Annotated in this window: 16 protein-coding genes; all 16 read left to right on the top strand. The window is 37.5% G+C overall.

Annotation, left to right across the window (positions count from 1 at the left end):
• The first annotated feature begins 19 nt into the window (after positions 1-19).
• The 16 genes from CLU97_RS17935 to CLU97_RS17860 all read left to right on the top strand — a co-directional run bounded on the left by CLU97_RS17935 (position 20) and on the right by CLU97_RS17860 (position 24,433).
• Positions 20-2,614: a T9SS type A sorting domain-containing protein gene (locus tag CLU97_RS17935; protein ID WP_121489149.1), complete on the top strand. Its 2,595-nt coding sequence runs from the start codon at positions 20-22 to the stop codon at positions 2,612-2,614.
• A 440-nt stretch (positions 2,615-3,054) separates the two neighbouring features.
• Positions 3,055-6,876: a DNA-directed RNA polymerase subunit beta gene (gene rpoB, locus CLU97_RS17930; protein WP_121489148.1), complete on the top strand. Its 3,822-nt coding sequence runs from the start codon at positions 3,055-3,057 to the stop codon at positions 6,874-6,876.
• 122 nt (positions 6,877-6,998) lie between these two features.
• Positions 6,999-11,264 (top strand): DNA-directed RNA polymerase subunit beta', encoded by a 4,266-nt coding sequence (rpoC, locus tag CLU97_RS17925; RefSeq protein ID WP_121489147.1) that lies wholly within the window; start codon positions 6,999-7,001, stop codon positions 11,262-11,264.
• 87 nt (positions 11,265-11,351) lie between these two features.
• Entirely contained in the window at positions 11,352-11,657 is a 306-nt protein-coding gene (locus CLU97_RS17920) for a DUF3467 domain-containing protein (protein ID WP_027375539.1), read from the top strand.
• Between the two features lie 265 nt (positions 11,658-11,922).
• Complete coding sequence (locus tag CLU97_RS17915; protein ID WP_121489146.1) at positions 11,923-14,760, top strand: T9SS type A sorting domain-containing protein; 2,838 nt, start codon at positions 11,923-11,925, stop codon at positions 14,758-14,760.
• A 4-nt stretch (positions 14,761-14,764) separates the two neighbouring features.
• Positions 14,765-15,235: a hypothetical protein gene (locus CLU97_RS17910; RefSeq protein WP_147436512.1), complete on the top strand. Its 471-nt coding sequence runs from the start codon at positions 14,765-14,767 to the stop codon at positions 15,233-15,235.
• Between the two features lie 14 nt (positions 15,236-15,249).
• Positions 15,250-15,813 (top strand): hypothetical protein, encoded by a 564-nt coding sequence (locus tag CLU97_RS17905; protein WP_147436511.1) that lies wholly within the window; start codon positions 15,250-15,252, stop codon positions 15,811-15,813.
• Between the two features lie 24 nt (positions 15,814-15,837).
• Positions 15,838-17,994, top strand: coding sequence for a TonB-dependent receptor (locus CLU97_RS17900; RefSeq protein ID WP_121489143.1), 2,157 nt, complete (start codon positions 15,838-15,840; stop codon positions 17,992-17,994).
• Positions 17,995-18,186: 192 nt separating this feature from the next.
• Positions 18,187-18,837, top strand: a complete 651-nt coding sequence (locus CLU97_RS17895) for a Crp/Fnr family transcriptional regulator (protein ID WP_121489142.1) — start codon at positions 18,187-18,189, stop codon at positions 18,835-18,837.
• Positions 18,838-18,962: 125 nt separating this feature from the next.
• On the top strand, positions 18,963-19,805 hold the full coding sequence (locus tag CLU97_RS17890) for a DUF5777 family beta-barrel protein (protein ID WP_121489141.1): 843 nt from the start codon (positions 18,963-18,965) through the stop codon (positions 19,803-19,805).
• A gap of 1 nt (position 19,806) precedes the next feature.
• Entirely contained in the window at positions 19,807-20,163 is a 357-nt protein-coding gene (locus CLU97_RS17885; RefSeq protein ID WP_228437788.1) for a hypothetical protein, read from the top strand.
• 12 nt (positions 20,164-20,175) lie between these two features.
• Positions 20,176-20,721: a YceI family protein gene (locus CLU97_RS17880; RefSeq protein ID WP_121489139.1), complete on the top strand. Its 546-nt coding sequence runs from the start codon at positions 20,176-20,178 to the stop codon at positions 20,719-20,721.
• Positions 20,718-21,242, top strand: a complete 525-nt coding sequence (locus CLU97_RS17875; RefSeq protein WP_121489138.1) for an ankyrin repeat domain-containing protein — start codon at positions 20,718-20,720, stop codon at positions 21,240-21,242. Before CLU97_RS17880 ends, CLU97_RS17875 begins: the two co-directional genes overlap by 4 nt.
• A 4-nt stretch (positions 21,243-21,246) precedes the next feature.
• The gene (locus CLU97_RS17870; RefSeq protein ID WP_121489137.1) at positions 21,247-22,026 is read left to right on the top strand and encodes a T9SS type A sorting domain-containing protein; all 780 of its coding nucleotides are present in this window, start codon (positions 21,247-21,249) and stop codon (positions 22,024-22,026) included.
• A gap of 168 nt (positions 22,027-22,194) precedes the next feature.
• Positions 22,195-23,040: a GNAT family N-acetyltransferase gene (locus tag CLU97_RS17865; protein WP_121489136.1), complete on the top strand. Its 846-nt coding sequence runs from the start codon at positions 22,195-22,197 to the stop codon at positions 23,038-23,040.
• A 109-nt stretch (positions 23,041-23,149) separates the two neighbouring features.
• Positions 23,150-24,433: an ectonucleotide pyrophosphatase/phosphodiesterase gene (locus CLU97_RS17860; protein ID WP_121489135.1), complete on the top strand. Its 1,284-nt coding sequence runs from the start codon at positions 23,150-23,152 to the stop codon at positions 24,431-24,433.
• The last annotated feature ends 142 nt before the right edge of the window (positions 24,434-24,575 follow it).

Below are 24,575 nucleotides of genomic sequence, written 5' to 3'. Positions count from 1 at the left end.
AAACTTTAAAAAATATAAAATGACCAGAAAATTATTCGAAAAGTTAGCTGCGATGCTTATGACATTGATGATGTCTGCGGTATTATTTGCGCAGCAGGGCTATGAACCTATCCGTGGGATGGGGGTTGAAGCAAAACCTGTCAACAATTCAGGGATTTGTCTTGCATGTTATAACGGAAGCATGAATCCCGTAGTGGATGCCAGCCTTGATAACAGCGTAAGTATGGGGAATTTCGCTTCTCTTTTAAGTGGAAACGGAATATCTGTAAGAAACAAAAATACAACGTATCCTGCGGGATATATCACCGGATTCAATGTAGATCTTGGAACAAGTTTTATTACGGTGGATCTTTTGAGCTCTTTGAGAATCAGTACCTATAAAAACGGGATACTTCAGGAAACAACCACCAGCAATACACTTTTATCAGTGCCTGCATTCGGGGGAAGCAAAAACAGAATATTCCTGCATTTTAAAACTTCAAAAGAATTTGATGAAGTAAGATTGTATCAGACGAATGTTCTTTCTGTATTCAGTGCAATGAATGTATATTATGCATTTGCATTTGATCCTGCAAAAGTACCTACAGATAACAATGGTATTTGTGATGACATCATCGCAGGAAGTGGTGTGGATGGAAACGTATCCGGAAGCAGCAGTTTCCTGGCTCCGCTTTCTTATGTTCAGAATAAAGAAAGAATTGGTGACGGAAATAAAAATTCATATGGGTCAATAGTGCTGCCAATAGGGTTATTAGGATCTTATTCAGTAGGAGTTCTTGACAAAAATCAAACTTATCCTGCAGGAAACAGAACAGGATTTGTTATAGAGCCGGATGATCAGGGGAAACTGTTAAGCGCGGAATTCTTAAAAAATATTACCATAGAAACTTATCTTTTCGGTCAGCTTCAGGATTCAAAACAACTGTCTGACGGAGGAGGTTTAATCAATATTAAAGTATTAGGGTATGGGTCAGGAAAACAAAAAGTGACTTTAACCACTACTAAGCCTTTCAACGAAGTAAGATTGAAAATTACCCAAACCGTAGGATTTAATTTAGGAGCATTGAAAGTATATTATGCTTTCGAAGAACCGATTACTTGTGAATGTGATGATAAAATCCAGACAAGCGGTTCTGCGGTACCAGGAAATTTGGTGACAGGTACTACATGGACTTCAGGTCCGGGATTCTTAGGGCTTATTTTAGCTAAAATGACTAATCCGGAAGCAATTGTGGACAATAATCCTTCTAATTATGCAACGGCTACTGTTCCTGCAGCATCTATCCTAAGTCTTTTCTCGGCATTTGCAACAGTAGGTACTAATGCGGTACTTCCTGCCAATACAATGGCTGGATTTACTGTAGAAAAAGCAGGAAACCTTCTTGGAGTAAGTGTTCTGGAAAACATCACCGTAACATTATATAACGGGAATGTTTTGACAGATACTTTCACAAGTTCAGGAAGTCTTATCAGCGGAAATTTCTTCACTACAAATTCCAATAAATTCTATGTAGGAGGAAAGGCTACAAAACCATTCAACCGTATTAAAATTACTTTCAACAGTGGAACGGCAATTCGTATTCCTCAAAATTACTATATCTATAATGCTTTTGCGAGTAGAGATGATGACAATGATGGTGTTCCGAACTGTTTCGATCAATGCCAGGGAGGTGATGACAGCATAGATAATAACGGAAACGGAATTCCTGACTGTGCAGAAGGATGTACAGCGGTAAATGACAAATCTCCTGCATTAGATACAGATGGCGACGGAATTGTAGATGCTTGTGATCTTGATTCTGATAACGATGGTATTCCTGATGCTGTAGAAGACTTTGATAAAAATGGTAAATTCCAGGATGATGATAATGAAGGTGATATTTTGATAACACCGGTATTAGGAGATTCTGTACCTAATTATCTTGACCTTGATTCTGACAATGACGGAATCTTAGATTTATTTGAATCCGGAATTCCAAACTCGGTAATTAACCAGATTGATGCAGATCATAACGGTATCATTGATGCCAATGTTCCGGTAGGTAAAAACGGAATTGCTGATATTCTGGAAACTTCGCCAGATTCAGGAGTATTGAAATACCCAATCAAAAATACAGACGGGGATGATAAACCAGACTTCCTGGATATTACTTCCAATGGTTCAGATCTTGACCTTTATAAAATAGGAAAAGCAAACCTTGATACTTTAGGAGGAGGATTTATCTCTACGATTAATGATAATGACAAAGACGGTATTCAGGCTGTAGTAGATACAGATCTTGTGAAAAGAGGATCTCCGGATTCACCACTTTCTCCTTATGCTTCATTACTGAAAAATGTATCCAGTACTGCAAAAGTTGCTGCCACAGATGTTAAAGAAGCAGCGAATGATGTAAAAGTATATCCAAACCCTGTAAAGGCTGGGGAAAACCTTAGAATAACATCAGCAGAAGAAGGAGTGTATACATTGTTCTCAGCACAGGGACAGGTAGTTAAAACAGATAAGTTCAATGCTCATACAGGTATTGATACCTCTTCACTTCCAACCGGGGTGTATATTATTAAGATAGAAACTAAATCGACGATAAAATCTTATAAGGTTATTGTGAAATAATCATAAGATTAGCTTGTGTTGTGGAGAGGCTGCTCATATTTGGGCAGTCTCTCTTATTTTAAGAGTCTCAAAATGAGATGATTTATTTGTTTTTGTGGATAACTTTTTGTATATTTGCCCCTCTTTTGGCGCGAAAAATTGTTTGTAAATTTATAAAATACTGAAAATCAACTCTTTCATTGGTGAAGCATGGAAGGGATTTCGTGTATATAGATATTGCGGTAATATAGCCTCAAAAGTAATAAAAATATTTTGCATTACGCTGTGAAAAGATATACCAGTGTTGCAGTTAGAAAGAACTAAGTACAAAGTTTAAAAGAGCCTAAGGTTCTTTGTGAGCGCCAAAAACACTTTTACCTTTACTTTTATCTTGTTTTTTTGTTCTTTTCTGATATTTTTTAATGAATCAAAATATTTTTTAACCCTTTCTTAAAAGTTTTATGAGTAAAACAAAATCAACAACTCAAGGAAATCCGAGAATTAATTTCTCATCAGCGAAAGGAAAAATTATCACTCCAGACTTTTTGGATATCCAAATTGAGTCTTTCAGAGAATTTTTCCAGCTTGATACACTTCCTGAAGCCAGAAAGACAGAAGCTCTTTACAAGACTTTCCAAGAGAATTTCCCAATTACGGATTCAAGAAACCAATTCGTATTAGAATTCTTAGACTATCTGGTAGATTCTCCACGTTATTCAATTGATGAGTGTGTGGAAAGAGGACTTACTTATTCAGTTCCTCTAAAAGCTAGACTTAAACTGTATTGTACTGACCCGGAACACGAAGATTTCCAAACTGTGGTTCAGGACGTATACTTAGGTCCGGTTCCTTATATGACGCCAAGTGGTTCTTTCATCATCAATGGTGCTGAGAGAGTTATCGTTACGCAGCTTCACCGTTCACCTGGTGTATTCTTCGGACAGACTTACCACGCGAACGGGACCAAATTATATTATTCAAGAATTATCCCTTTCAAAGGATCTTGGATGGAATTTACAACAGATATCAACAGCGTAATGTACGCGTATATCGACCGTAAGAAAAAATTACCATTAACAACTTTATTAAGAGCTATCGGTTATGAATCTGACAAGGATATCCTTCAGATTTTCGACCTTGCTGAAGAAGTGAAAGTTTCTAAAGCTGCCCTTAAAAAAGTAGAAGGGAGAACATTGGCTGCGAGAGTATTGAACACTTGGTTCGAAGACTTCGTAGACGAAGATACAGGTGAAGTAGTTTCTATCGAAAGAAACGAGATCATCCTGGATAGAGAAACAATCCTTGAAAAAGAACATTTAGATCTTATCCTGGATGCTGGTGTGAAATCAATCCTGATTCACAAAGAAAACAGCAACGAATTCTCAATCATTCAGAATACATTACAAAAAGACCCTACTAACTCTGAAAAAGAAGCAGTAGAGTATATTTATCGTCAGTTAAGAAACGCAGATCCACCAGATGAGGAAACTGCAAGAGGAATCATTGAAAAATTATTCTTCTCTGAGCAGAGATACTCTTTAGGTGAAGTAGGACGTTACAGACTAAACAAAAAGTTAAGCCTAAACATCCCAACTACAACTGAAGTTCTTACAAAAGAAGATATCATTGCAATTGTAAGACACTTAATTGAGTTAGTAAACTCAAAAACGGATGTTGATGATATTGACCACTTATCAAACAGAAGAATTAAAACTGTTGGTGAGCAATTAGCAGGACAGTTCGGTGTAGGTCTTTCAAGAATTGCAAGAACAATCAAGGAAAGAATGAACGTTAGAGATAACGAAATCTTTACTCCACTTGATCTTGTAAATGCTAAGACATTAACATCTGTAATCAACTCGTTCTTCGGTACCAATCAGCTATCTCAGTTCATGGACCAAACCAACCCTCTATCAGAGATCACTCACAAGAGAAGATTATCTGCACTAGGGCCTGGTGGTTTATCAAGAGAAAGAGCAGGTTTCGAGGTTCGTGACGTTCACCACACTCACTACGGAAGAATTTGCCCGATTGAAACCCCGGAAGGACCAAACATCGGTTTGATTTCATCTCTAGGGATCTATGCTAAAATCAACAGACTAGGTTTCATTGAAACTCCATATAGAAAGGTAGAAGGTGGTAAGATTGAGCTTAACGCAGATCCTATCTATCTAAATGCAGAAGACGAAGAAGACAAAGTAATTGCTCAGGCAAACGTTGAATTGAGCGATAATGGTGATTTCTTAACAGACAGAATTATTGCAAGATTAGATGGTGACTACCCGGTAGTTGAACCAGCTCAGGTTAACCTTATCGATGTTGCACCAAACCAGATTTCTGGTATTTCCGCTTCGTTAATTCCATTCTTGGAGCATGATGATGCGAACCGTGCATTGATGGGATCTAACATGATGCGTCAGGCCGTTCCTCTATTGAAGCCACAGGCTCCAATCGTTGGTACAGGGCTTGAGCAGCAAGTTGCAAGAGACTCAAGAATCTTAATTAACGCTGAAGGTACAGGTACTGTAGAGTACGTAGATGCTGACAGAATCGTTATTAAATATGAAAGAAGCGAAGACGAAGATTTAGTACAATTCGAGTCTGCTACTAAAACATACAAACTTACTAAGTTCAGAAAAACCAACCAGAGTACAACCATCACACTAAGACCAAACGTAAGAGTAGGTGATGTAGTGGAGAAAGGACAAGTACTTTGCGACGGTTATGCTACTGAAAAAGGAGAATTGGCTCTTGGTAGAAACTTAGTGGTAGCGTTCATGCCTTGGAAAGGATACAACTTTGAGGATGCAATCGTAATCAACGAAAAAGTTGTACGTGAAGACTGGTTTACTTCAATCCACGTAGATGAATATTCTCTTGAAGTTCGTGATACCAAACTGGGTATGGAAGAACTTACAGCAGATATTCCAAACGTTTCTGAAGAAGCTACTAAAGATCTTGACGAGAACGGTATGATCAGAATTGGTGCTGAAGTGAAGCCTGGAGATATCATGATTGGTAAAATTACTCCAAAAGGTGAATCTGACCCAACTCCTGAAGAAAAACTTCTTAGAGCAATCTTCGGTGATAAAGCTGGTGATGTGAAGGATGCTTCATTGAAAGCTGACTCTTCATTAAGAGGAGTTGTTATCAACAAGAAATTGTTCTCTAGAAACATTAAAGACAAAAAGAAAAGAACTGAAGAAAAACTTAAACTTGAAGAAATTGAAAACACTTACAAGGCTAAGTTTGATGAGTTGAGAAATACTTTAATTGAAAAATTAAATACACTGGTAAGCGGTAAAACTTCTCAAGGGGTACAAAATGACCTTGACGAAGAAATCATCGGTAAAGGTGTGAAATTCACTCACAAATTATTGACTTCAGTTGAAGATTATGTAAACGTTAGTGGTGCAGACTGGACAGTAGACGCTGACAAGAATGAATTGATCAAACAATTGATTCACAATTACAAAATCAAATATAACGACATCCAGGGAGTTAAAAACCGTGAGAAATTTGCAATTTCAATCGGAGATGAGCTTCCGGCAGGTATCATGAAGTTGGCTAAAGTTTACATCGCTAAGAAACGTAAACTGAATGTAGGGGATAAAATGGCAGGACGTCACGGTAACAAGGGTATCGTTTCAAGAATCGTTCGTGAAGAAGATATGCCATTCCTTGAAGACGGAACACCGGTAGATATTGTATTGAATCCACTAGGGGTACCTTCTCGTATGAACATCGGTCAGATCTACGAAACCGTTCTTGGGTGGGCTGGTAGAAAACTAGGATTGAAGTTCGCTACGCCAATCTTCGACGGAGCAAGTCTTGATCAGATTACGGAGTACACTGAGAAAGCAGGTCTTCCTAAATTCGGTCACACTCACCTTTATGATGGAGGTACCGGAGAAAGATTTACACAGGCTGCGACTGTAGGTATCATTTACATGTTGAAACTAGGACACATGGTAGATGATAAGATGCACGCACGTTCTATTGGTCCTTACTCATTGATTACTCAGCAGCCGTTAGGAGGTAAAGCTCAGTTCGGAGGTCAGAGATTCGGAGAGATGGAGGTTTGGGCACTTGAAGCATTCGGTGCATCTAACATCCTTAGAGAAATCCTTACTGTGAAGTCGGATGACGTGATTGGTAGAGCAAAAACTTATGAAGCCATTGCAAAAGGTGAATCTATGCCTGAACCAGGTATTCCAGAATCATTCAATGTATTACTTCACGAGTTACAAGGTCTTGGATTAGACGTAAGATTGGAGGAGTAAGCTGTCAGATGTCAGACACAAGATGTCAGACTATGGTACTCTAAAAATTTTATAATCCTTGAATTTGGAATGACGATTTCGTCTGAAATCTGAAATCTGAAATCTAAAATCTAAAAAAAATTATGTCAAATAAAAATAAATCAAGTAGATTTAATAAAATAACCATCGGTTTAGCTTCACCGGAGTCTATCTTACAGGACTCTAGAGGGGAGGTTTTAAAGCCGGAAACTATTAACTACAGAACTCACAAGCCTGAAAGAGACGGGCTGTTTTGTGAGAAAATCTTTGGTCCTGTAAAGGATTACGAATGTGCTTGTGGTAAATACAAGAGAATTCGTTACAAAGGGATCGTTTGTGACCGTTGTGGAGTAGAAGTTACTGAGAAAAAAGTAAGAAGAGAGAGAATCGGGCACATCAATCTTGTAGTTCCAATTGCACACATCTGGTATTTCCGTTCATTACCAAACAAAATTGGATACCTTTTAGGAATTCCTTCTAAGAAATTAGACATGATCATCTACTACGAAAGATATGTAGTGATTCAGCAGGGTATTGCTAAAAAATTAGACGGTTCTGATTTTGAAAATATGGAATTCCTTACAGAAGAAGAGTACCTTGACATCATGGAAACTCTTCCTGTAGAAAACCAGTATCTTGATGATTCTGATCCAAACAAATTCATCGCCAGAATGGGTGCTGAAGCTGTAGAAGATCTGTTAAAAAGAATTGATCTTGATGCATTGTCTTTCGATTTGAGACACAAAGCTCACAATGAAGGTTCAAAACAAAGAAGAACTGAAGCTCTTAAGAGATTGAACGTTGTAGAAGCATTAAGAGGTGCTAATACAAGAATGATCAACAGACCAGAGTGGATGATCATGCGTGTACTTCCTGTTATCCCACCAGAATTAAGACCATTGGTTCCATTGGATGGAGGACGTTTCGCTACTTCTGACCTGAATGACCTTTATAGAAGAGTTATTATCAGAAATAACCGTTTGAAGAGATTATTGGAGATCAAAGCTCCTGAAGTAATCTTGAGAAACGAGAAGCGTATGCTTCAGGAATCAGTAGATTCATTATTCGATAACACAAGAAAATCTTCTGCAGTAAAATCTGAATCAAACAGACCATTGAAATCACTTTCTGATTCATTGAAAGGTAAGCAAGGTCGTTTCCGTCAGAACTTACTAGGAAAAAGGGTTGACTACTCTGCGCGTTCGGTAATTGTTGTAGGTCCAAACTTACAGCTTCACGAATGTGGTATTCCTAAAGATATGGCAGCTGAATTGTACAAACCATTCATCATTAGAAAACTAATTGAAAGAGGTATTGTAAAAACAGTAAAATCTGCAAAGAGAATTATCGACAGAAAAGAACCGGTAGTTTATGATATCCTTGAAAACGTGATGAAAGGTCACCCTGTTCTATTGAACAGAGCACCTACGCTTCACAGACTAGGTATTCAGGCTTTCCAACCTAAGATGATCGAGGGTAAGGCAATCCAGCTACATCCATTAGTAACTACGGCCTTCAACGCCGATTTCGATGGTGACCAGATGGCGGTACACTTGCCGCTAGGACCAGAAGCGATCCTTGAAGCTCAGTTATTGATGTTAGGTTCTCAGAACATCTTGAACCCTGCAAATGGTTCTCCAATTACAGTACCATCTCAGGACATGGTTCTTGGTCTTTATTTCATGACTAAAGAATTAAGTTCTACTGAGACCATGAAAGTAAAAGGTGAAGGTCTTGCGTTCTATTCTCCTGAAGAAGCAGAAATTGCTTATGCTGAAGGTAGAGTATCTTTAAATGCTAAAGTAAGATGTAGACTACCTATCAAAGAAGACGGAGAAATCGTTACAAGATTGATCGAAACTTCTGTAGGTAGAATTCTATTCAACCAGATTGTGCCTAAACAGGTAGGATATATCAATGAACTTCTTACGAAGAAATCATTGAGAAACGTTATCGGTAAGATCCTTGCTGATACAGATTTCCCTACAACTGTGAAGTTCCTGGATGCAATGAAAGACTTAGGTTACTCAAACGCATTCAAAGGAGGTCTTTCATTCTCACTGGGGGATATTGTAGTTCCTGTTGAGAAAAAACAAATGATTGCTTCATCTATTGAAACAGTAGACGAAATTAGAGCCAACTATAACATGGGTCTAATTACAGATACAGAACGTTATAACCAGGTAATCGACGTTTGGACAAATACCAACGCAGGATTAACTGAAATGATCATGAGCAGAATGAAAACTGACCAAGGTGGTTTCAACTCTGTATATATGATGCTTGACTCTGGAGCGAGGGGTTCTAAAGAACAGATCCGTCAGTTATCAGGGATGAGAGGTTTGATGGCAAAACCGCAGAAAGCTGGTTCTACCGGAGCGGAGATCATCGAAAACCCGATCCTTGCCAACTTTAAGGAAGGTCTTTCGATTCTAGAGTACTTTATCTCTACCCACGGTGCCCGTAAGGGACTTGCGGATACCGCTCTTAAGACAGCTGATGCTGGTTACTTAACGAGAAGATTGGTAGACGTTGCACAAGACGTTATTGTTACAGAAGACGACTGTGGAACATTAAGAGGTACAGAAGTTACTGCACTTAAGAAAAATGACGAGATTGTTGAAAGAATCTCTGAAAGAATCTTAGGTAGAGTATCTCTTCATAATATTTACGATCCTGAAACTGATGAACTTATTGCAAGTGCAGATCAGGTGATCATTGAAGCATTGGCGAAGAGAATCGAAGAAGCAGGATTAGAAGCTGTGGAGGTTCGTTCACCATTAACTTGTGAAGCTAAGAAAGGTATCTGTGCGAAATGTTACGGTAGAAACTTAGCAACAGGTAAAGTGATTCACATGGGTGAAGCGGTAGGTGTAATTGCAGCACAGTCAATTGGGGAACCAGGTACTCAGCTTACGTTGAGAACCTTCCACCAAGGGGGTACTGCAGGTAACGTATCAGAAAACCCATCTATCGTTGCAAGAAGAGATGGTATCGTTGAAATGGATGAAGTAAGAACAATTACTTCTGAAGATGAAAACGGTAATACAGCTGAGGTTGTAGTTTCCCGTTCAACAGAATTCAGATTAGTTGCTGATAATGAGTCCAGAACTCCATTAATGGTAGCTAACGTACCTTACGGATCTATATTATCTGTAAAACCAGGTGATAAAGTGAAGAAAGGAGATACAATCTGTAGATGGGATCCATATAACGCGGTTATCATTGCTGAAACTTCAGGTAAGGTAGAATACGAGGATATCATCCAGGGTATTTCATTCCAGCTTGAAATTGACGAACAAACAGGATTCGAAGAGAAAGTAATCTCTGAATCTAGAAATAAGAAAGCCGTACCTACCTTGAAGGTGGTAGATTCTAAAGGAGTTGAGCAGAAAGCTTACAACTTACCGGTAGGAGCCCACTTAATGGTAAACGATGGTGAAAAAATTAAGGCTGGTAAAGTCCTAATTAAAATCCCAAGAAAATCTGCAAAAGCAGGGGATATCACCGGAGGTCTTCCGAGAGTTACCGAATTATTCGAAGCAAGAAACCCTTCAAACCCAGCGGTTGTTACTGAAATCGACGGGGTAGTTTCTTACGGAAAAATTAAGAGAGGTAACCGTGAACTTATTGTTGAGGCTAAAACTGGAGAAAGAAAAATTTACTTAGTAAAACTTTCTAACCAGATTCTTGTTCAGGAGAATGACTTCGTAAGAGCAGGTTCTCCGCTTTCTGACGGTTCTATCACACCGGAAGATATCTTAAGAATTAAAGGCCCAACTGCCGTTCAGGAATACTTAGTAAACGAGATTCAGGAAGTTTACCGTCTACAAGGGGTAAAAATTGATGATAAGCACTTCGAAATTATCGTAAGACAGATGATGACGAAAGTATCTATCGTTGATGGAGGTGATACTCAATTCCTTGAAGGAGCTCTTGAGCACAAGTATGATTTCTTGGAAGAAAACAACAGAGTATTCGGTCTTAAAGTAGTGGTAGATGCTGGTGATTCTAAAGAATTCCAACCAGGTCAGATGATTACTGCGAGAGAATTAAGAGACGAAAACTCTAAGTTGAAGCGTGAAGACTTAAGTCTGGTAGAAGTAAGAGAAGCTCTTCCTGCTACGGCAACTCCTGTACTACAAGGTATTACAAGAGCAGCACTTCAAACGAAGTCATTCATGTCTGCAGCATCATTCCAGGAAACAACTAAAGTTCTTAACGAAGCAGCAGTTGCTGGTAAGATAGACGATCTTAACGGTCTTAAAGAAAATGTAATTGTAGGACACAGAATTCCTGCAGGTACAGGTCTTAAAGAGTATCAGAACGTTATTGTAGGTTCTAAGAAAGAATTCGAAGACCTTAACTAAAATTAATGATTTGAAATTTGGGATTTGAATTTATTTTTATATTTTCACAATCTCAAATTTCGAATTTTAAAAACATAATTTATAACAATGGACAACAATCAAAATCCACAAGACGGAAACATCAACATCGAATTAAACGAAATGGTAGCTGCTGGTATCTATGCTAACCTTGCATTGGTAAACCACTCTCCATCTGAATTTGTAGTAGACTTTATTCAGTTGATGCCAGGTGTTCAGCAGGCTAAAGTAAGATCAAGAGTTATTCTTGCTCCACTTCATGCTAAAAGAGTATTAAGCGCTCTTCAGCAGAACATCGCAAACTACGAGCAGCAGTTCGGAGAAATCAAAGAAGTTGAGCCTTTCGTATTGGGAGGAAACAACGTTCAAGCGTAAGATTTCTTTTACAATAAAATAAGAATGCCCTGATTTTATCAGGGCATTTTTTTGTTCAATGCTGATTAGGAAATAATTCACCAACCTGTTCCTTTTTTAAACTTTTTTTATATTTCGCAATTTTTTTTTCAAAATACCTTAAATAATTATCAATATCTCAATTTACGATATTCTTGTTAATTTTTGTTATAAATTAATAATAATTAATTCGAATTAATTAAAAAATATCATTTTTCTTGGTTAAATTTGTAAAAAATTGAATGGAATGAAACTTTACCCTATTGCAGCAGTCTTGCTTTGTATCAATATGTATGCACAGGAGCAAAATACGCTTAAGGACAATCAAAAACAGCTCCAGAAAATGTATGCTAAATATGAGAAAGATCTGAAAAAAGCTCATAAAATTGCAAAAGCAGCAGGAATACCTCCTAATTTATACAATGAAGAGGATTACAAAAGAACAATGGACCCTGTTACAGGAAGAACCAATTTCGAAGGACTGACAAAAGTGAACCAGGATATCTTAACAGGTAAATACAAGGCCTCACATCCTATGTCTTTTATCTCCAGACCAAATACCTCCGCAACAAGTAAAATTGTCAACGAACCCTGGATTGAAAGAGGTCCATACAGCGTAGGCGGAAGAACAAGAGCAATCATGTATGATCCCAATGATCCTACAGGTAAAAGAGTATTTGCAGGAAGTGTTTCAGGAGGTCTTTGGGTAAATCAGGATCCTTCCGTAGCCTCCAACGAGTGGCAGCCATTAAGTACATTCTGGGCCAATACCTCTGTTTCAAGTATTACGTATGACCCTAATAACCCACAAATTTTTTATGTAGGAACAGGAGAGGCACCCACTACTGATGCAGTAGGATCAGGAATATGGAAATCAACGAACGGAGGAACCACCTGGACGCAGATTTTCACCATTCCGGTAACTTATTCTTCTTCTGGAGTAAGAAATGGTAATTTCTATATTAATGATATTAAAGTAAGGAATAATAATGGCGTTTCAGAAGTATATGCCGGAGTAAGCGGTTCCTATGTAGGAATTTCTTTCAATGATGGATGGCAGGGACTGAGCCAGGCAGGATTATATAAATCTACTGATGGCGGTGCGACATTCACTAAGAATAACAGCCTGCTTGCTCTTAATACCACTACCGGTGTTACCAGTACAACAGGATACTCTATTCAGCAGATAGAAATAGGAGCGGATAATGCAGTATGGGTTTCTACAAGATCTTCCCGGTTTTCAAACATAGATTCCGGAGGGAGAATCTTTAAATCTGCAGATGGAAATACATTTAATCAGATGTATAATGTAGGCAGCAGCGGTGCAAGAGTAAACTTTACCCTTTCTAAAACAGATGCCAATAAAATATATGCATTTATGCAGGGAGCCAGTTCGTCTGAGCCAATCAGAATTGCGAAATCAGCAGACGGAGGGGCCACCTGGCTGGCCACCAATGATGTAGCTCCTGTTTTGACATTACCTACTGCAACTGATACAAGTATTCCTGCTAATGACTTTACAAGAGGACAGTCCTTTTATGATCTCATTATTGAAACAGATCCTCAGGATGATAATACCCTGTATATCGGCGGTATTGATTTGTACAAATCTACCAATGGAGGAGCAAACTGGACACAGATCTCAAAGTGGTCCAATAACAATAATATGGCTGCTTTGCAGGTTTCACAGGTGCATGCGGACCAGCACGAAATTGTTTTCAATCCTTATAATAACTACGCAACAGGACAGATGTTGTTTGGAAATGACGGAGGAATCTATTATGCCGCTAACAAATCCACTATCGGATCCGTAGGCGGATTTTCGGTCAGAAATACCAGATATAATGTAACGCAGTTTTACTCTGCAATGCTGAACCCTGTAAAAACACCTGCTGATGAAGAATTACTAGCAGGAGCACAGGATAACGGATCATGGTGGCTGTATGGTGTACCGCTGGCCAATAATTTCCTTACGGCTCAGTCTGCTACAGGTGGAGACGGAATGTATACTGAATATGATGATCAGGATAACTACGAAATTGCAAGTTATACAAACAATAACCACTATTTATTAACAAATAACGCATATAACCTTATCTCTACCAGTGCTAACAGAAGCTTAGGGCACTTTGTGAACGAAATAGCGCTGGACAGAATAAATGATGTTTTCTTTTCTTACCGTTCCGGACTTACGCTTTTCAGAACATCCGGACTTTCTGCTACGGCTACATCATTTACCAACAATACAGTCACGGTAGGAACTGCACAAACCGGAGAGCAGATTTCCTGGATGAAAGTATCTCCCTATACTACAGCTTCTACCTCTCTTTTTGTAGGGACCAACCTGGGAAGAATCTTTAAAGTGACAAATGCCAACACTACATCTTACGCGGCAACCTTATTAACTTCACCAGTAACTGGAACTGTATCTGATATAGAATTTGGAGCAAATGAAAATGAAATTATCACCACTTTCTCCAACTATAACCTGACCAGTGTTTTTTATTCTACAGATGGCGGAACTACATGGCAGAATAAAGAAGGTAACCTTCCGGACATGCCTGTAAGAACTGTATTAAGAAACCCTGACAATCCGGATGAAGTGCTGGTGGGAACGGAAATGGGCGTATGGGGTACTACCAACTTCCTGTCTCTAACTCCTGAATGGGCTTCTGTAACAGGAAATATAGGAAATGTGAGAATTACCAATTTAGATTACAGACCCGCCACTAAAACTGTTTTGGTTTCCACTTACGGAAGAGGAGCCTGGACAACTCAGAATACTGTGACTTCATTGGCAACAACAGAAACAAAATCTAAAAAAGATGTGAATATTATCTATCCAAACCCGTCTAAGGGAATTTCTCATCTGAGATTTGATACGAATAGATACAGCACTGTAGATATAAGCATTGTTGATGGATCAGGCAGACTGGTATACAGCAAGAAAAATGTAAAGTCTGATGAAGAGTTTGGACAAAAGCTGGTACCCGGAACTTATATACTGAAAGCCGAATCTAAAGGAGAAATTGTATATAGTGGAAACTTCCTGGTATTAGGACGTACTGGAGGTGATGATGATTAGAAAAATGAATAATCAATTGTATTTAATAATATTTTGGACGCTGGCTTCCTGCGGGATGCCGGTATCCTCTTTGTATCAGGATAAGACAGTATCTGTAATCTCTGCTGAAAAAACCGAATGGACAGGAGGAAGAGCAGGCGTAAGAGGGGCCGTATATACTCTTAAACTGAAAAAGAAAAATAACAGTGTGATTACCGTAAAAACATTGATGGCAGAAGGGAATGCCATTTCGTTCGTTCAAAGCAATACAGGAAATACAATAACGGTAAGAGGCAGTCTTTCCTATAAAAATAATGAAGACGCTGTGACAGTTGATAATTTTCCGGCAGGTGCCCCCGTGGAAAATCCTGCTTCTCAAAAAACAAATCCAAAAAACAATTGGATACAATACACCATAAAAGGATCACCAACACTGTACAAAGTAAGCATTTCAAAATTTACTGCTGTAGAGTCATCTGAAGAACCTGCTCCTTAAATACCTTTCATTCTTTGAATAAAAAACTACTTTTTATTTTTCTGTGTATTCCGGTAATCATATTATTCAGTAATGTGATGTATTCTGTAGTTTCTGATGTTAAAAGAGAGCTGTATAAAAAAACACAATACTGCATTGTAGAAGGTAATTTCAGAAAGTCAGAAACCATCTGTTTTACAGAAAAAGACCTGGAAGAAGCGGAATGGAAAGAAGAAAAAGAGTTTACACTCCACGGATATTCATATGATATCATCAGAATCAGTATGATCAAGGGAAAGAAATATATTTTCTGCTATATTGATAAAAAAGATATTATCCTCAATTCTCTGCTGGACTTTTCCAGAAAGCTGGCAGCGAAAAAAAAATGCTTACGGCTGCAGATAGACCTACCCGGTCACAACAAAAGCCTGTTTAAAACCCATATCTCTTTTGCCGTTTTTGAAACAAAAGAATTCAGTTTTTTTTCAAATCGTTTTTCAGAAACCGTTTCCAGACATTCTCATGAACTGGAAAACACCCATTATTTAACCATTATTTTTCCTCCGCCGGAAATGTACTTTACAATTAGGCGAATATAATATTAATGGTAACAAATTTAAAAAATGAAAAAATATATAGGCATAGCAGCTTTGTTAGGCTGTACAATTGCATATGCTCAGCAAACACAGGAAGGATCAATTGATGAGGTCAATATTCTGGGAAGAAAAAAAATTAAACAGGAGCGTGCAGAATTCAAAAGACACGCACAATCCGTAGAAACCCTTTCTGAAGAGGATCTGAATAGAAATAATCCTGCCGCAATAGATCAGACTTTATCTACAATGTCTGGACTTCAGGTAGACAAACGAACCAATTTCGGAGGGCAGAGGCTGGTATTGAGGGGCTATGGGAATGATCAGAAATTTAATAACTGGGGCGTAAAAGCCTACTGGAACAATATGCCTTTGACCAATGCCGAAGGAATTACCGTATTGGATGATGTGGATTTTGCTTACGTAACCAACGTTGAGGTTATTAAAGGGCCTGCTGCTACCATGTATGGAGGAGGAGTAGGAGGTGCAGTACGTTTCTATACCCGTCCGGACTTTACAAAAGGAGCATCCGTTTCCGAAAATGCAATGTTTGGAGCATTCAAGACCTTTCAGTCAAGAACACAGTTGAATGTTGCTGATGATAATTATTCAGTAAGTGCCGCATACGGACATCTTGAAACAGACGGATACAGACCGAATGGAGGAGGATTGAAAAACTTCTTCAATATAAACGGTACCGTAAAATTAAGCAAAAAAGACCAGTTAAGTTTCTTTGCAAGCCAGGCATATTCCTATGAACATACCTCAGGACAGATTTCCTACGATGACTATTATGCAGGTATTGATAATGGAAACCCTGCTTATATCCGGAAAAATTCAGGGACGAAAATAAAATCCACAAGAGTAGGATTGAGCAATACGGTAAGTCTTACTTCAAATTTAAGAAACTATACAACCCTGTTTTATTATAATGCAAACACAGAAAGTGTTTCGGCCGGAGCATATGGCATTACAAGCGCTCCGAATGTAGGGTTACGTTCCACTTTTACATTAAAGAACGATTTTAAAGACTTTGAAAACCGATTGGATTTCGGAGCTGAAATACAGAATTCTGTATCTACAACTTCAAGTTACCGCTTTACCGGATCAGAAACAGAACCTTTACAGACAACAGGAATGGCCGGAGCTTCTTATTTTAAATACAATAACAATCAATCCACTTATTTTGTCATTGATTATCTAACGTATAAACCTTGGGGACTTACTTTGTTGGCGGGGATCAGCGGGAATAGAACCAACTATGACAGAAAAGATCTTTATGCCTTGCCAGGTCTCATCGCCGGCCGTAAAGACCAGTCATTCAATAAAAAATATGAAATGGCTTATACCCCGCATTTTGCGTTACAGAAAGAATGGAAACATCAGATTTTTAATCTGAGCTACAGCGAAGGATACAATTCTCCTACCGCAGCCTCTTCATTTATTACTGCTACAAATACAACGAATGATGATTTAAAACCTGAACGTGCAAGAATGCTTGACTTCAGTGTGCACGGACTTTTACTGAATACGAAATTAGATTATAGGATTTCTGCATTCAGAATCGACTATTCTGATAAACTTACACAGCTTGTCATTCCTAACAGCACCACTCCGGGACAAACGTATTGGACTAATACCGGAAGCCAGAAAAATACAGGACTGGAAGTCAGCGTAGGGTACCAGTACAGAGCCGAAAATTCTTTTATTGAAAGAATTGTTCCTTTTGTAAACCTGTCTTATTATGACGCGAAGTATAAAGACTTTACAACCATAGTGGGAGGAAGAAAGGATACCTATGATCACAAAACCGTAGTGGGAGTCCCAAGAAATAAATACGCTGTAGGATTGGATATCTTTACCAAACCAGGTTTTTATCTTGTGAATACCTATAATTATTTGGGAAATGTGTACACAGACTTTAATAATACAAACCTGGTAAAAGGATTTGGGCTGCTTAATTCAAAATTAGGATTTAAAAAATCTTTCAATAATTTTGATCTTGATGTATATGTAATGGGGAATAACCTTACCAGCCAGATTAATTATACCTTCCTGTTCTTAGGAAACAGTATCAATGATTCTGATGCAGGAAATGGATATCCTAAAGGAGTGAGTACAGACCTTAATCCGGGACCCGGGAAAGCCTACTTCTTTTACGGATTCAACGTTAAATACAGATTCTAAAAAACAGTTTATCACATATAAAACATTTTTTAACTTAAAATACCCTGGTCTTTATCAGGGTATTTTTAATGAGTAAATAGAAGTACGCAGATCAATTTGAAGATTGTTAATTTTTTTTAATAAGGTAAAAATATATACTAACAATATATCAATTTTATATCTTTGTTTAAGAAAAAGCAGAAAATATAAGATATGATTGATAACTCGTTCGCTATAAGTAAATTTGGCTTTTTAGGCGCCGATTTTTTATCTGAGCTGGAAAAGCATGCTGTTGCTATTGATATAAAAGCAAAAACTGAAATCATAAGGGAAGGGCAGAAAAACAAATTTGTCCCTTTCTTAATAAAAGGTTCTATCAAGGTTTTTACCCTTAATGATGGAAGAGAACTCATCTACTATTACATCAAGCCTAAAGATAGCTGTCTGATGACCTTTTCATCTATCCTGACAGATTACATCAGTAGAGTATATGCTATTGCAGAAGAAGATTCCCAGGCTATTCTTATTCCTGTTTCTATCATGCATGAATGGCTCATTAAATTTCCGGAAATCAATAAACTATTTTATCACGAATATGACCGAAGGTTTTCAGAAGTGATGAGTATGGTAAACGATGCTGTTTTCCACAGGCTGGATAAAAGAGTTCTGAATTACATTAAACAACAGATTTCAACTACAGGAAGCAATCCTATTAAGATCACTCATCGTGAAATAGCCAGCAGTTTGGGAACTTCCCGAGAAGTTGTAAGCAGAGTTTTGAAAAAAATTGAAAGTGAAGGTGAAATTGTTCAGACCAAAGAAGGAATAAAAGTTACTGTAAATGAAAATGTTAGGATGGTCTAATTTTATTTGTTTGAAAAGTTTATCTCTGTCATTGATAAAAACAATTTCAGTGGTGACTTTTATCACCTGTTTTTGAATTGAGAACTCGATAAGTTTGTTATATCATAATTTAAATCAAATTGTATATGACAAAAACTCTCTTATTTTTGTCAGTATTTTCTTCAGGTCTTGTCTTTGCACAGGAAGACTTGTTGAAAGATATTGACACCGTTAAAACCAATACGGAAACCTCACAACCCGCCTTTAAAGCCCTTCAGATTGTTACAGGGCAATCCACAAAACTCGCAGCCAAAAAAGAATGGTACATTGTTGTAGCTCATAGATTTGGAGATATAAGTGCAGGATTCAAAGACTTTTTCGGCCTGGATCATGCTTCCACTAAGCTTGGGGTCATTTATGGGATATCAGATGCAGTATCAGTAAGCCTTTCCAGAGAAACGAATATGAAAACGTTTGAAGGGGCAGTGAAATACAAGCTGGTAAAACAAAGCGAAAATTTTCCCGTGGATATTGTGGGGTACAATGTAATGGCTACCAATACTGAATTGGATAAAGATACTTATCCGCACCTTAAATTCAGTGACAGGCTTTCTTATCTTACGCAGGCACTGATTTCAAGAAGATTCAGTGATAAGCTTTCAGTACAGCTTACGCCTTCCTTTGTTCATAAAAACCTTTATGAACCTACCATTGAAAACAAAAATCAGTTTCTGGCAGGTCTGGGAGGACGCTACAAAATCTCAAAAAGAGTTTCTGTGAATGCAGAATACTTTGTGAATTTCGACGATCACAGTTTTTATAAAAACCCTTTATCATTAGGGGTAGATATAGAAACCGGGGGACATGTTTTCCAGCTTTTACTCACAAACTCCCAGATAAATTCAGATATCGGATATCTTACCAATGCCACTGGAACATGGGGAAAAGGGCATATTTTCTTTGGGTTTAATCTTTATAGAGTTTTTTAATATGAAAAAGCGAACATCCTTACTGGTATTGTCATCAGCAATCATACTGATGGCTTGTGACAGCAGAACTTATGAAGAGATCTCTGATAATACGTCTAATACACCCATCACTACTGCTGTAAAATATACGGCAGATGTAAAACCAATTGTGGATAACAGCTGTATAAACTGTCATTCCTCAGGAAGTTTTAAACCGCTGGTTACTTATGATCAGGTGAAAAATAATATAGACGGAATTCTGGACCGTATTCAAAGACCCAATGGAGATCCGAAGAAGATGCCGAAGGGAGGATCCCTGTCTGCTGCCCAAATCAATATTTTCATCAAGTGGAAAGCTGACGGGTTAAATGAAAATTAAAAAAAAATTAATATGAAAAAATTAGCATTATTAAGCATATTACTCGTTTCTGCGGGGTACGCTTCCGCGCAAAAATACAGTTCTAAAACAGGGAAAGTAACTTTTGAAGCTTCGGTTCCTCTGTTTGATAACATTTTTGCTCAGGATGATAACAATATTGTTATTCTCAATACAGATAATGGTGAAATGGCTTCTGTTTCAACCGTTAAAAACTTTCATTTTAAAACAAAATTAATGGAAGAGCATTTCAATGAAAGCTATGCTGAATCTGCAAAATACCCGAAAACAACTTTCAAAGGGAAGATTGTCAACTTTGATAAAACAAAGCTTAGCGCAAGCCCACAAAAGTATACCGTTCAGGGAACTCTAAACTTTCATGGAGTGGACAAAGCCGTTGCCTCTTCTGCTACTTTATATACAAAAGACGGTAAAATCTATATGCAGGGTGGGTTTGTAGCCAAACCTGCCGACTATAAAGTGACCATTCCTAAAATGGTTACCAAGAAAGTGGCAGAAAATGTCAATATTGAGTACAACTACGTAATGGTAAAACAATGAAAACTATAATCTTAGTATTAGGACTGTTTCTGAGCTCATTGGTATCTGCTCAGGACAAGGCAAAATCCATATTTGATATTGCGAGAAGCGGAACGGTAGCTGAAGTACAGGTACTGATGAAACAAAATCCGGATATCATTAATCAAACTAATGAGAACGGATTTTCACCGCTGATTTTAGCTTGCTACAGAGGAAATACTCCGGTTGCTGAATTTTTAATTACCCACGTTAAAAATATGAATTATGCAAGTGGAGAAGGAACAGCTTTAACGGCTTCTGTTTTTAAAGGAGATAGAAATCTCACTAAGAAATTATTAGAGAACAATGCTGATCCAAATGTGCCCAGCAGCAGCGGTGTAACTCCACTGATATATGCTGTTCAGTCTCAAAACAAAGAAATGATTGAGTTGCTGCTAAAGAATAAAGCCAATAAAACATTATCAGATAAACAGGGAAAAACTGTTTTTGAGTACGCCCTGTCTTCTAAAAATCAAGATATTATTAACCTACTAAAAAATTGACCATATGAAATTAAAAACTACATTATTATTGGTTGGACTTTTTGCTTTTTTGCAAGTAAAAAGTCAGTATTCGACAGGTACTGTGCCTCTCTTTTCTACACCGGGAGGAGCAGATTTGGCTTATTCAGTTAAGATAGACCTTACCCCTTCTTTAGTTACTCTTACCCTTATCGGTCCTTCTTCAGGATGGTTAGGAATGGCATTCAATACAACGAATATGGATGATATAGGGAAAGATGTTGTCATTTTTGATGGTACCAACTTAAGTGACAGAACATTTAATGGGCAGGGAATTGTTCCGCCGTTGGACGCGACTCAAAACTGGACTGTAACATCCAATACAGTGGCAGGTAGCGTTCGTACTGTAATTGCTACAAGAGCTTTAAACACTGGGGATGCTAATGATTATGTCTTTACTGTTCCGCCTACAAGCCCTTTAAACATTACTTATGGACGCAGGCTGTCAAATTTTACAATTGCTTATCATGGCTCTAACAGCTGCGGTACTACAGCCCTTAATTTTGGTACATTAGGAACTAATGAAACAGTTCTGGAAAGTAAAAAAATGAATCTTTATCCCAATCCGGCTAAAGAAACAGTGAGCTTTAAAAATGCAGATAAAATAAAATCGATAGATATTTATGAATCTGCCGGAAGAAAAGTAAGATCTGTAAAAGTTGAAGGAGAAAATATCAGTGTCAGAGATTTAAAATCGGGTACTTATTATTTTGAAATCACTTTGAAAGATGGAACTGTGTCTTATGAAAAACTGATTAAAGAATAATTCTTTTTAATACCCTAAATATTTAGCAATGAATACCTCTGATTTTTCAGGGGTATCATTTTTTCTTAAAATGCCAACTTTAGAGAGGTTGCTTCAAAATTCTTATATTTGTGTATACCCGGATTCTTAACAAAAGGTAGTTTTTTGGCCTTATAATTTTTACAATCGATGGAATTTAAAACTTTAGCCAATATCACAATAGATGAACTTTTATCAGTGTTCAACCATTCATTTTCAGATTATATAGTACCATTTCATTTAACCAGAGATGTGCTTGTCTCGAAAATAGATGCTGAGAAACTGGATATGAATATTTCTGCCGGAGCATTTGAAAATGGAAAACTGGTGAGTTTTATTCTTCAGGCTGAAAAAATTGAAAATGGGGAGAAGATTATTTATAACGGAGGAACAGGAGTAATTCCTGAAAGTAGAGGAAAAGGTTTGGTAAGAAAAATGTATGATTTTATCATTCCTGTTTTAAAAGAAAGAAATGCCCATACGTTACTTCTTGAGGTGATTGAAGGAAATGAGCCGGCGATCAGAGCTTATGAAAATTTAGGATTCACAATTGTAAGAAGACTGCTTTGTTTTAAAGGAAATATTAAAAAAGGGAAAGAAAATACAGATATATCTATAAAAGAGCTGAAAGACTTTCAATGGGATGTGCTTTGTTCTTTTTGGGATATTGAACCTTCATGGCAGGGATCTGTTTTCGTGTTGGAACCTATGCCGGAAAATTATATCACTTTAGTAGCTTATAAAGATGAAAATCTTATTGGATATATCATTTACGGCACTACTTCTAGAAAAGTATATCAGATTGCAGTAAATAAAAAGTATAGAAATCAGGGAATTGGAACAGCACTTTTTAATGCTGTTCTGGAAAGAAATGGCGGGGAAGCTGTAATATTGAACAATGTAGATGATTCTTCAAAAGAGATCAGCCAATTTCTTAGCGAAAAAATAGGACTGAATAATTGGCTCTCACAATTTGAGATGAAAAGACCTATTTGACAGATACTAATTTTGAATCGGAAAAAATAAGAGGTTTTAATATACTTTTAATCTCTTAAGCTTTTCGGGGAGAAGTATAGAATGTAACTTTGCCGAAAATTTTAAAATAATGAAGCGAGGAATCCATTTTTTACTGCTGCTTATTTCCTTTACGGCTTTTGCCCAACAGGCTAGTGTAGATACTGCCCAGGTTGTAATACCAGGAAGACAGAACAGTACGGAAGCGCAGTCAAAACCTTATTTGATTATGATATCAACGGATGGTTTCCGTTATGATTATGCCCAGAAATACAATGCTGAAAACCTTTTGAAATTGGCCAATGGCGGTGTAAAAGCTGAAGCAATGATTCCGAGCTATCCTAGTATTACTTTTCCCAATCACTGGAGCTTAATCACCGGACTTTATCCTTCGCATCATGGTTTGATTGATAACTTTTTCTATGACTATAAGAGAAAAGATGGCTATGCAATGAGCAGCAAAAAAAATGCTGAAGACGGAAGCTGGTATGGAGGAACTCCTCTTTGGGGACTTGCTGAAAAACAGGGAATGGTATCAGCCTCTTTAATGTGGGTAGGATCTGCAAGTGATGCCGGAGGAATGAGACCAACTTATTATTACCCTTATCACGAAAAATTTACCCCTTCCGAAAAAGTAGAAAAAGTAGTCAACTGGCTGAAACTGCCGGAAGATAAAAGACCTCACTTTATTTCATTATATTTCCCTGAAGTAGACGGAAGCGGACATCATTTTGGTCCGGATACCAAAGAAACAGAAGATGCTGTTCATCTGATAGATCAGGCAATAGGTGATCTTGTTCAGAAAGTAAATGATTTAGGATTAAAAAATGTCAACTTTGTTTTTGTTTCTGATCATGGAATGATTAAAGTAGATGGGGGTACCCCTTTGGAAATTCCAGCTCTTCTTTTTGATAAAAACAGATTTGATTTTTACAATTCCCAGACTTTACTGAGAGTGTATGTTAAAAACCCGGATGAGGTAAAAAAGGTTTACAAAGAACTGAAAGCTAATAAAACAGATGATTACGAGGTGTATTTAGATAAAAAACTTCCTAAATACCTGCACTTCGCAACAAGAGATGACCAGTATAACAGAATAGGACAAATTCTTCTGATCCCGAAAGCACCGAAAATTTTCCTGGAAAAAGGAAAAAAATCATCAGTAGGGAAACATGGCTACAATCCTAAAGTAGTTCCTGAAATGAAAGCTACTTTCTTTGCCTGGGGTCCGGAATTTAAAAATAATCTGGTGATCCCTGAATTTGCCAACATTAATGTTTATCCTTTGGTTGCAGAGGTTTTAGGATTAAAAATAGATCAGCCTATTGATGGAAAACTGAAAGTCTTAAAAGAAACTCTGAAAGAGAAAAAATAATCTTAGAGATTAAGATATATAATAGTTAAAATAGTTTCGGCGCACCTTTGGTGCGCCGAAACTATTTTTAGGAATTGACTTAGGAATTGAAAGCGTTAAAAAAATAAGTTTTGTGAACGTTAAGAAAATTCTACTGTTTGAA

This window comes from Chryseobacterium sp. 7, from assembly GCF_003663845.1.
In the GTDB taxonomy this organism is placed as follows: domain Bacteria; phylum Bacteroidota; class Bacteroidia; order Flavobacteriales; family Weeksellaceae; genus Chryseobacterium.
The sequence above is the reverse complement of the archived record's forward strand: the minus strand, read 5'-3'. Positions and strand labels throughout refer to the sequence as shown.

Excerpts from the sequence above, each read along its gene's own strand:
- CLU97_RS17895 (WP_121489142.1), top strand. The coding sequence starts at position 18,187 with ATGATTGATAACTCGTTCGCTATAAGTAAATTTGGCTTTTTAGGCGCC.
- CLU97_RS17860 (WP_121489135.1), top strand. The coding sequence starts at position 23,150 with ATGAAGCGAGGAATCCATTTTTTACTGCTGCTTATTTCCTTTACGGCT.
- CLU97_RS17915 (WP_121489146.1), top strand. The coding sequence starts at position 11,923 with ATGAAACTTTACCCTATTGCAGCAGTCTTGCTTTGTATCAATATGTAT.
- CLU97_RS17900 (WP_121489143.1), top strand. The coding sequence starts at position 15,838 with ATGAAAAAATATATAGGCATAGCAGCTTTGTTAGGCTGTACAATTGCA.
- CLU97_RS17935 (WP_121489149.1), top strand. The coding sequence starts at position 20 with ATGACCAGAAAATTATTCGAAAAGTTAGCTGCGATGCTTATGACATTG.
- CLU97_RS17890 (WP_121489141.1), top strand. The coding sequence starts at position 18,963 with ATGACAAAAACTCTCTTATTTTTGTCAGTATTTTCTTCAGGTCTTGTC.
- rpoB (WP_121489148.1), top strand. The coding sequence starts at position 3,055 with ATGAGTAAAACAAAATCAACAACTCAAGGAAATCCGAGAATTAATTTC.
- CLU97_RS17880 (WP_121489139.1), top strand. The coding sequence starts at position 20,176 with ATGAAAAAATTAGCATTATTAAGCATATTACTCGTTTCTGCGGGGTAC.
- CLU97_RS17870 (WP_121489137.1), top strand. The coding sequence starts at position 21,247 with ATGAAATTAAAAACTACATTATTATTGGTTGGACTTTTTGCTTTTTTG.
- CLU97_RS17910 (WP_147436512.1), top strand. The coding sequence starts at position 14,765 with ATGAATAATCAATTGTATTTAATAATATTTTGGACGCTGGCTTCCTGC.
- CLU97_RS17920 (WP_027375539.1), top strand. The coding sequence starts at position 11,352 with ATGGACAACAATCAAAATCCACAAGACGGAAACATCAACATCGAATTA.
- rpoC (WP_121489147.1), top strand. The coding sequence starts at position 6,999 with ATGTCAAATAAAAATAAATCAAGTAGATTTAATAAAATAACCATCGGT.
- CLU97_RS17885 (WP_228437788.1), top strand. The coding sequence starts at position 19,807 with ATGAAAAAGCGAACATCCTTACTGGTATTGTCATCAGCAATCATACTG.
- CLU97_RS17865 (WP_121489136.1), top strand. The coding sequence starts at position 22,195 with ATGGAATTTAAAACTTTAGCCAATATCACAATAGATGAACTTTTATCA.
- CLU97_RS17875 (WP_121489138.1), top strand. The coding sequence starts at position 20,718 with ATGAAAACTATAATCTTAGTATTAGGACTGTTTCTGAGCTCATTGGTA.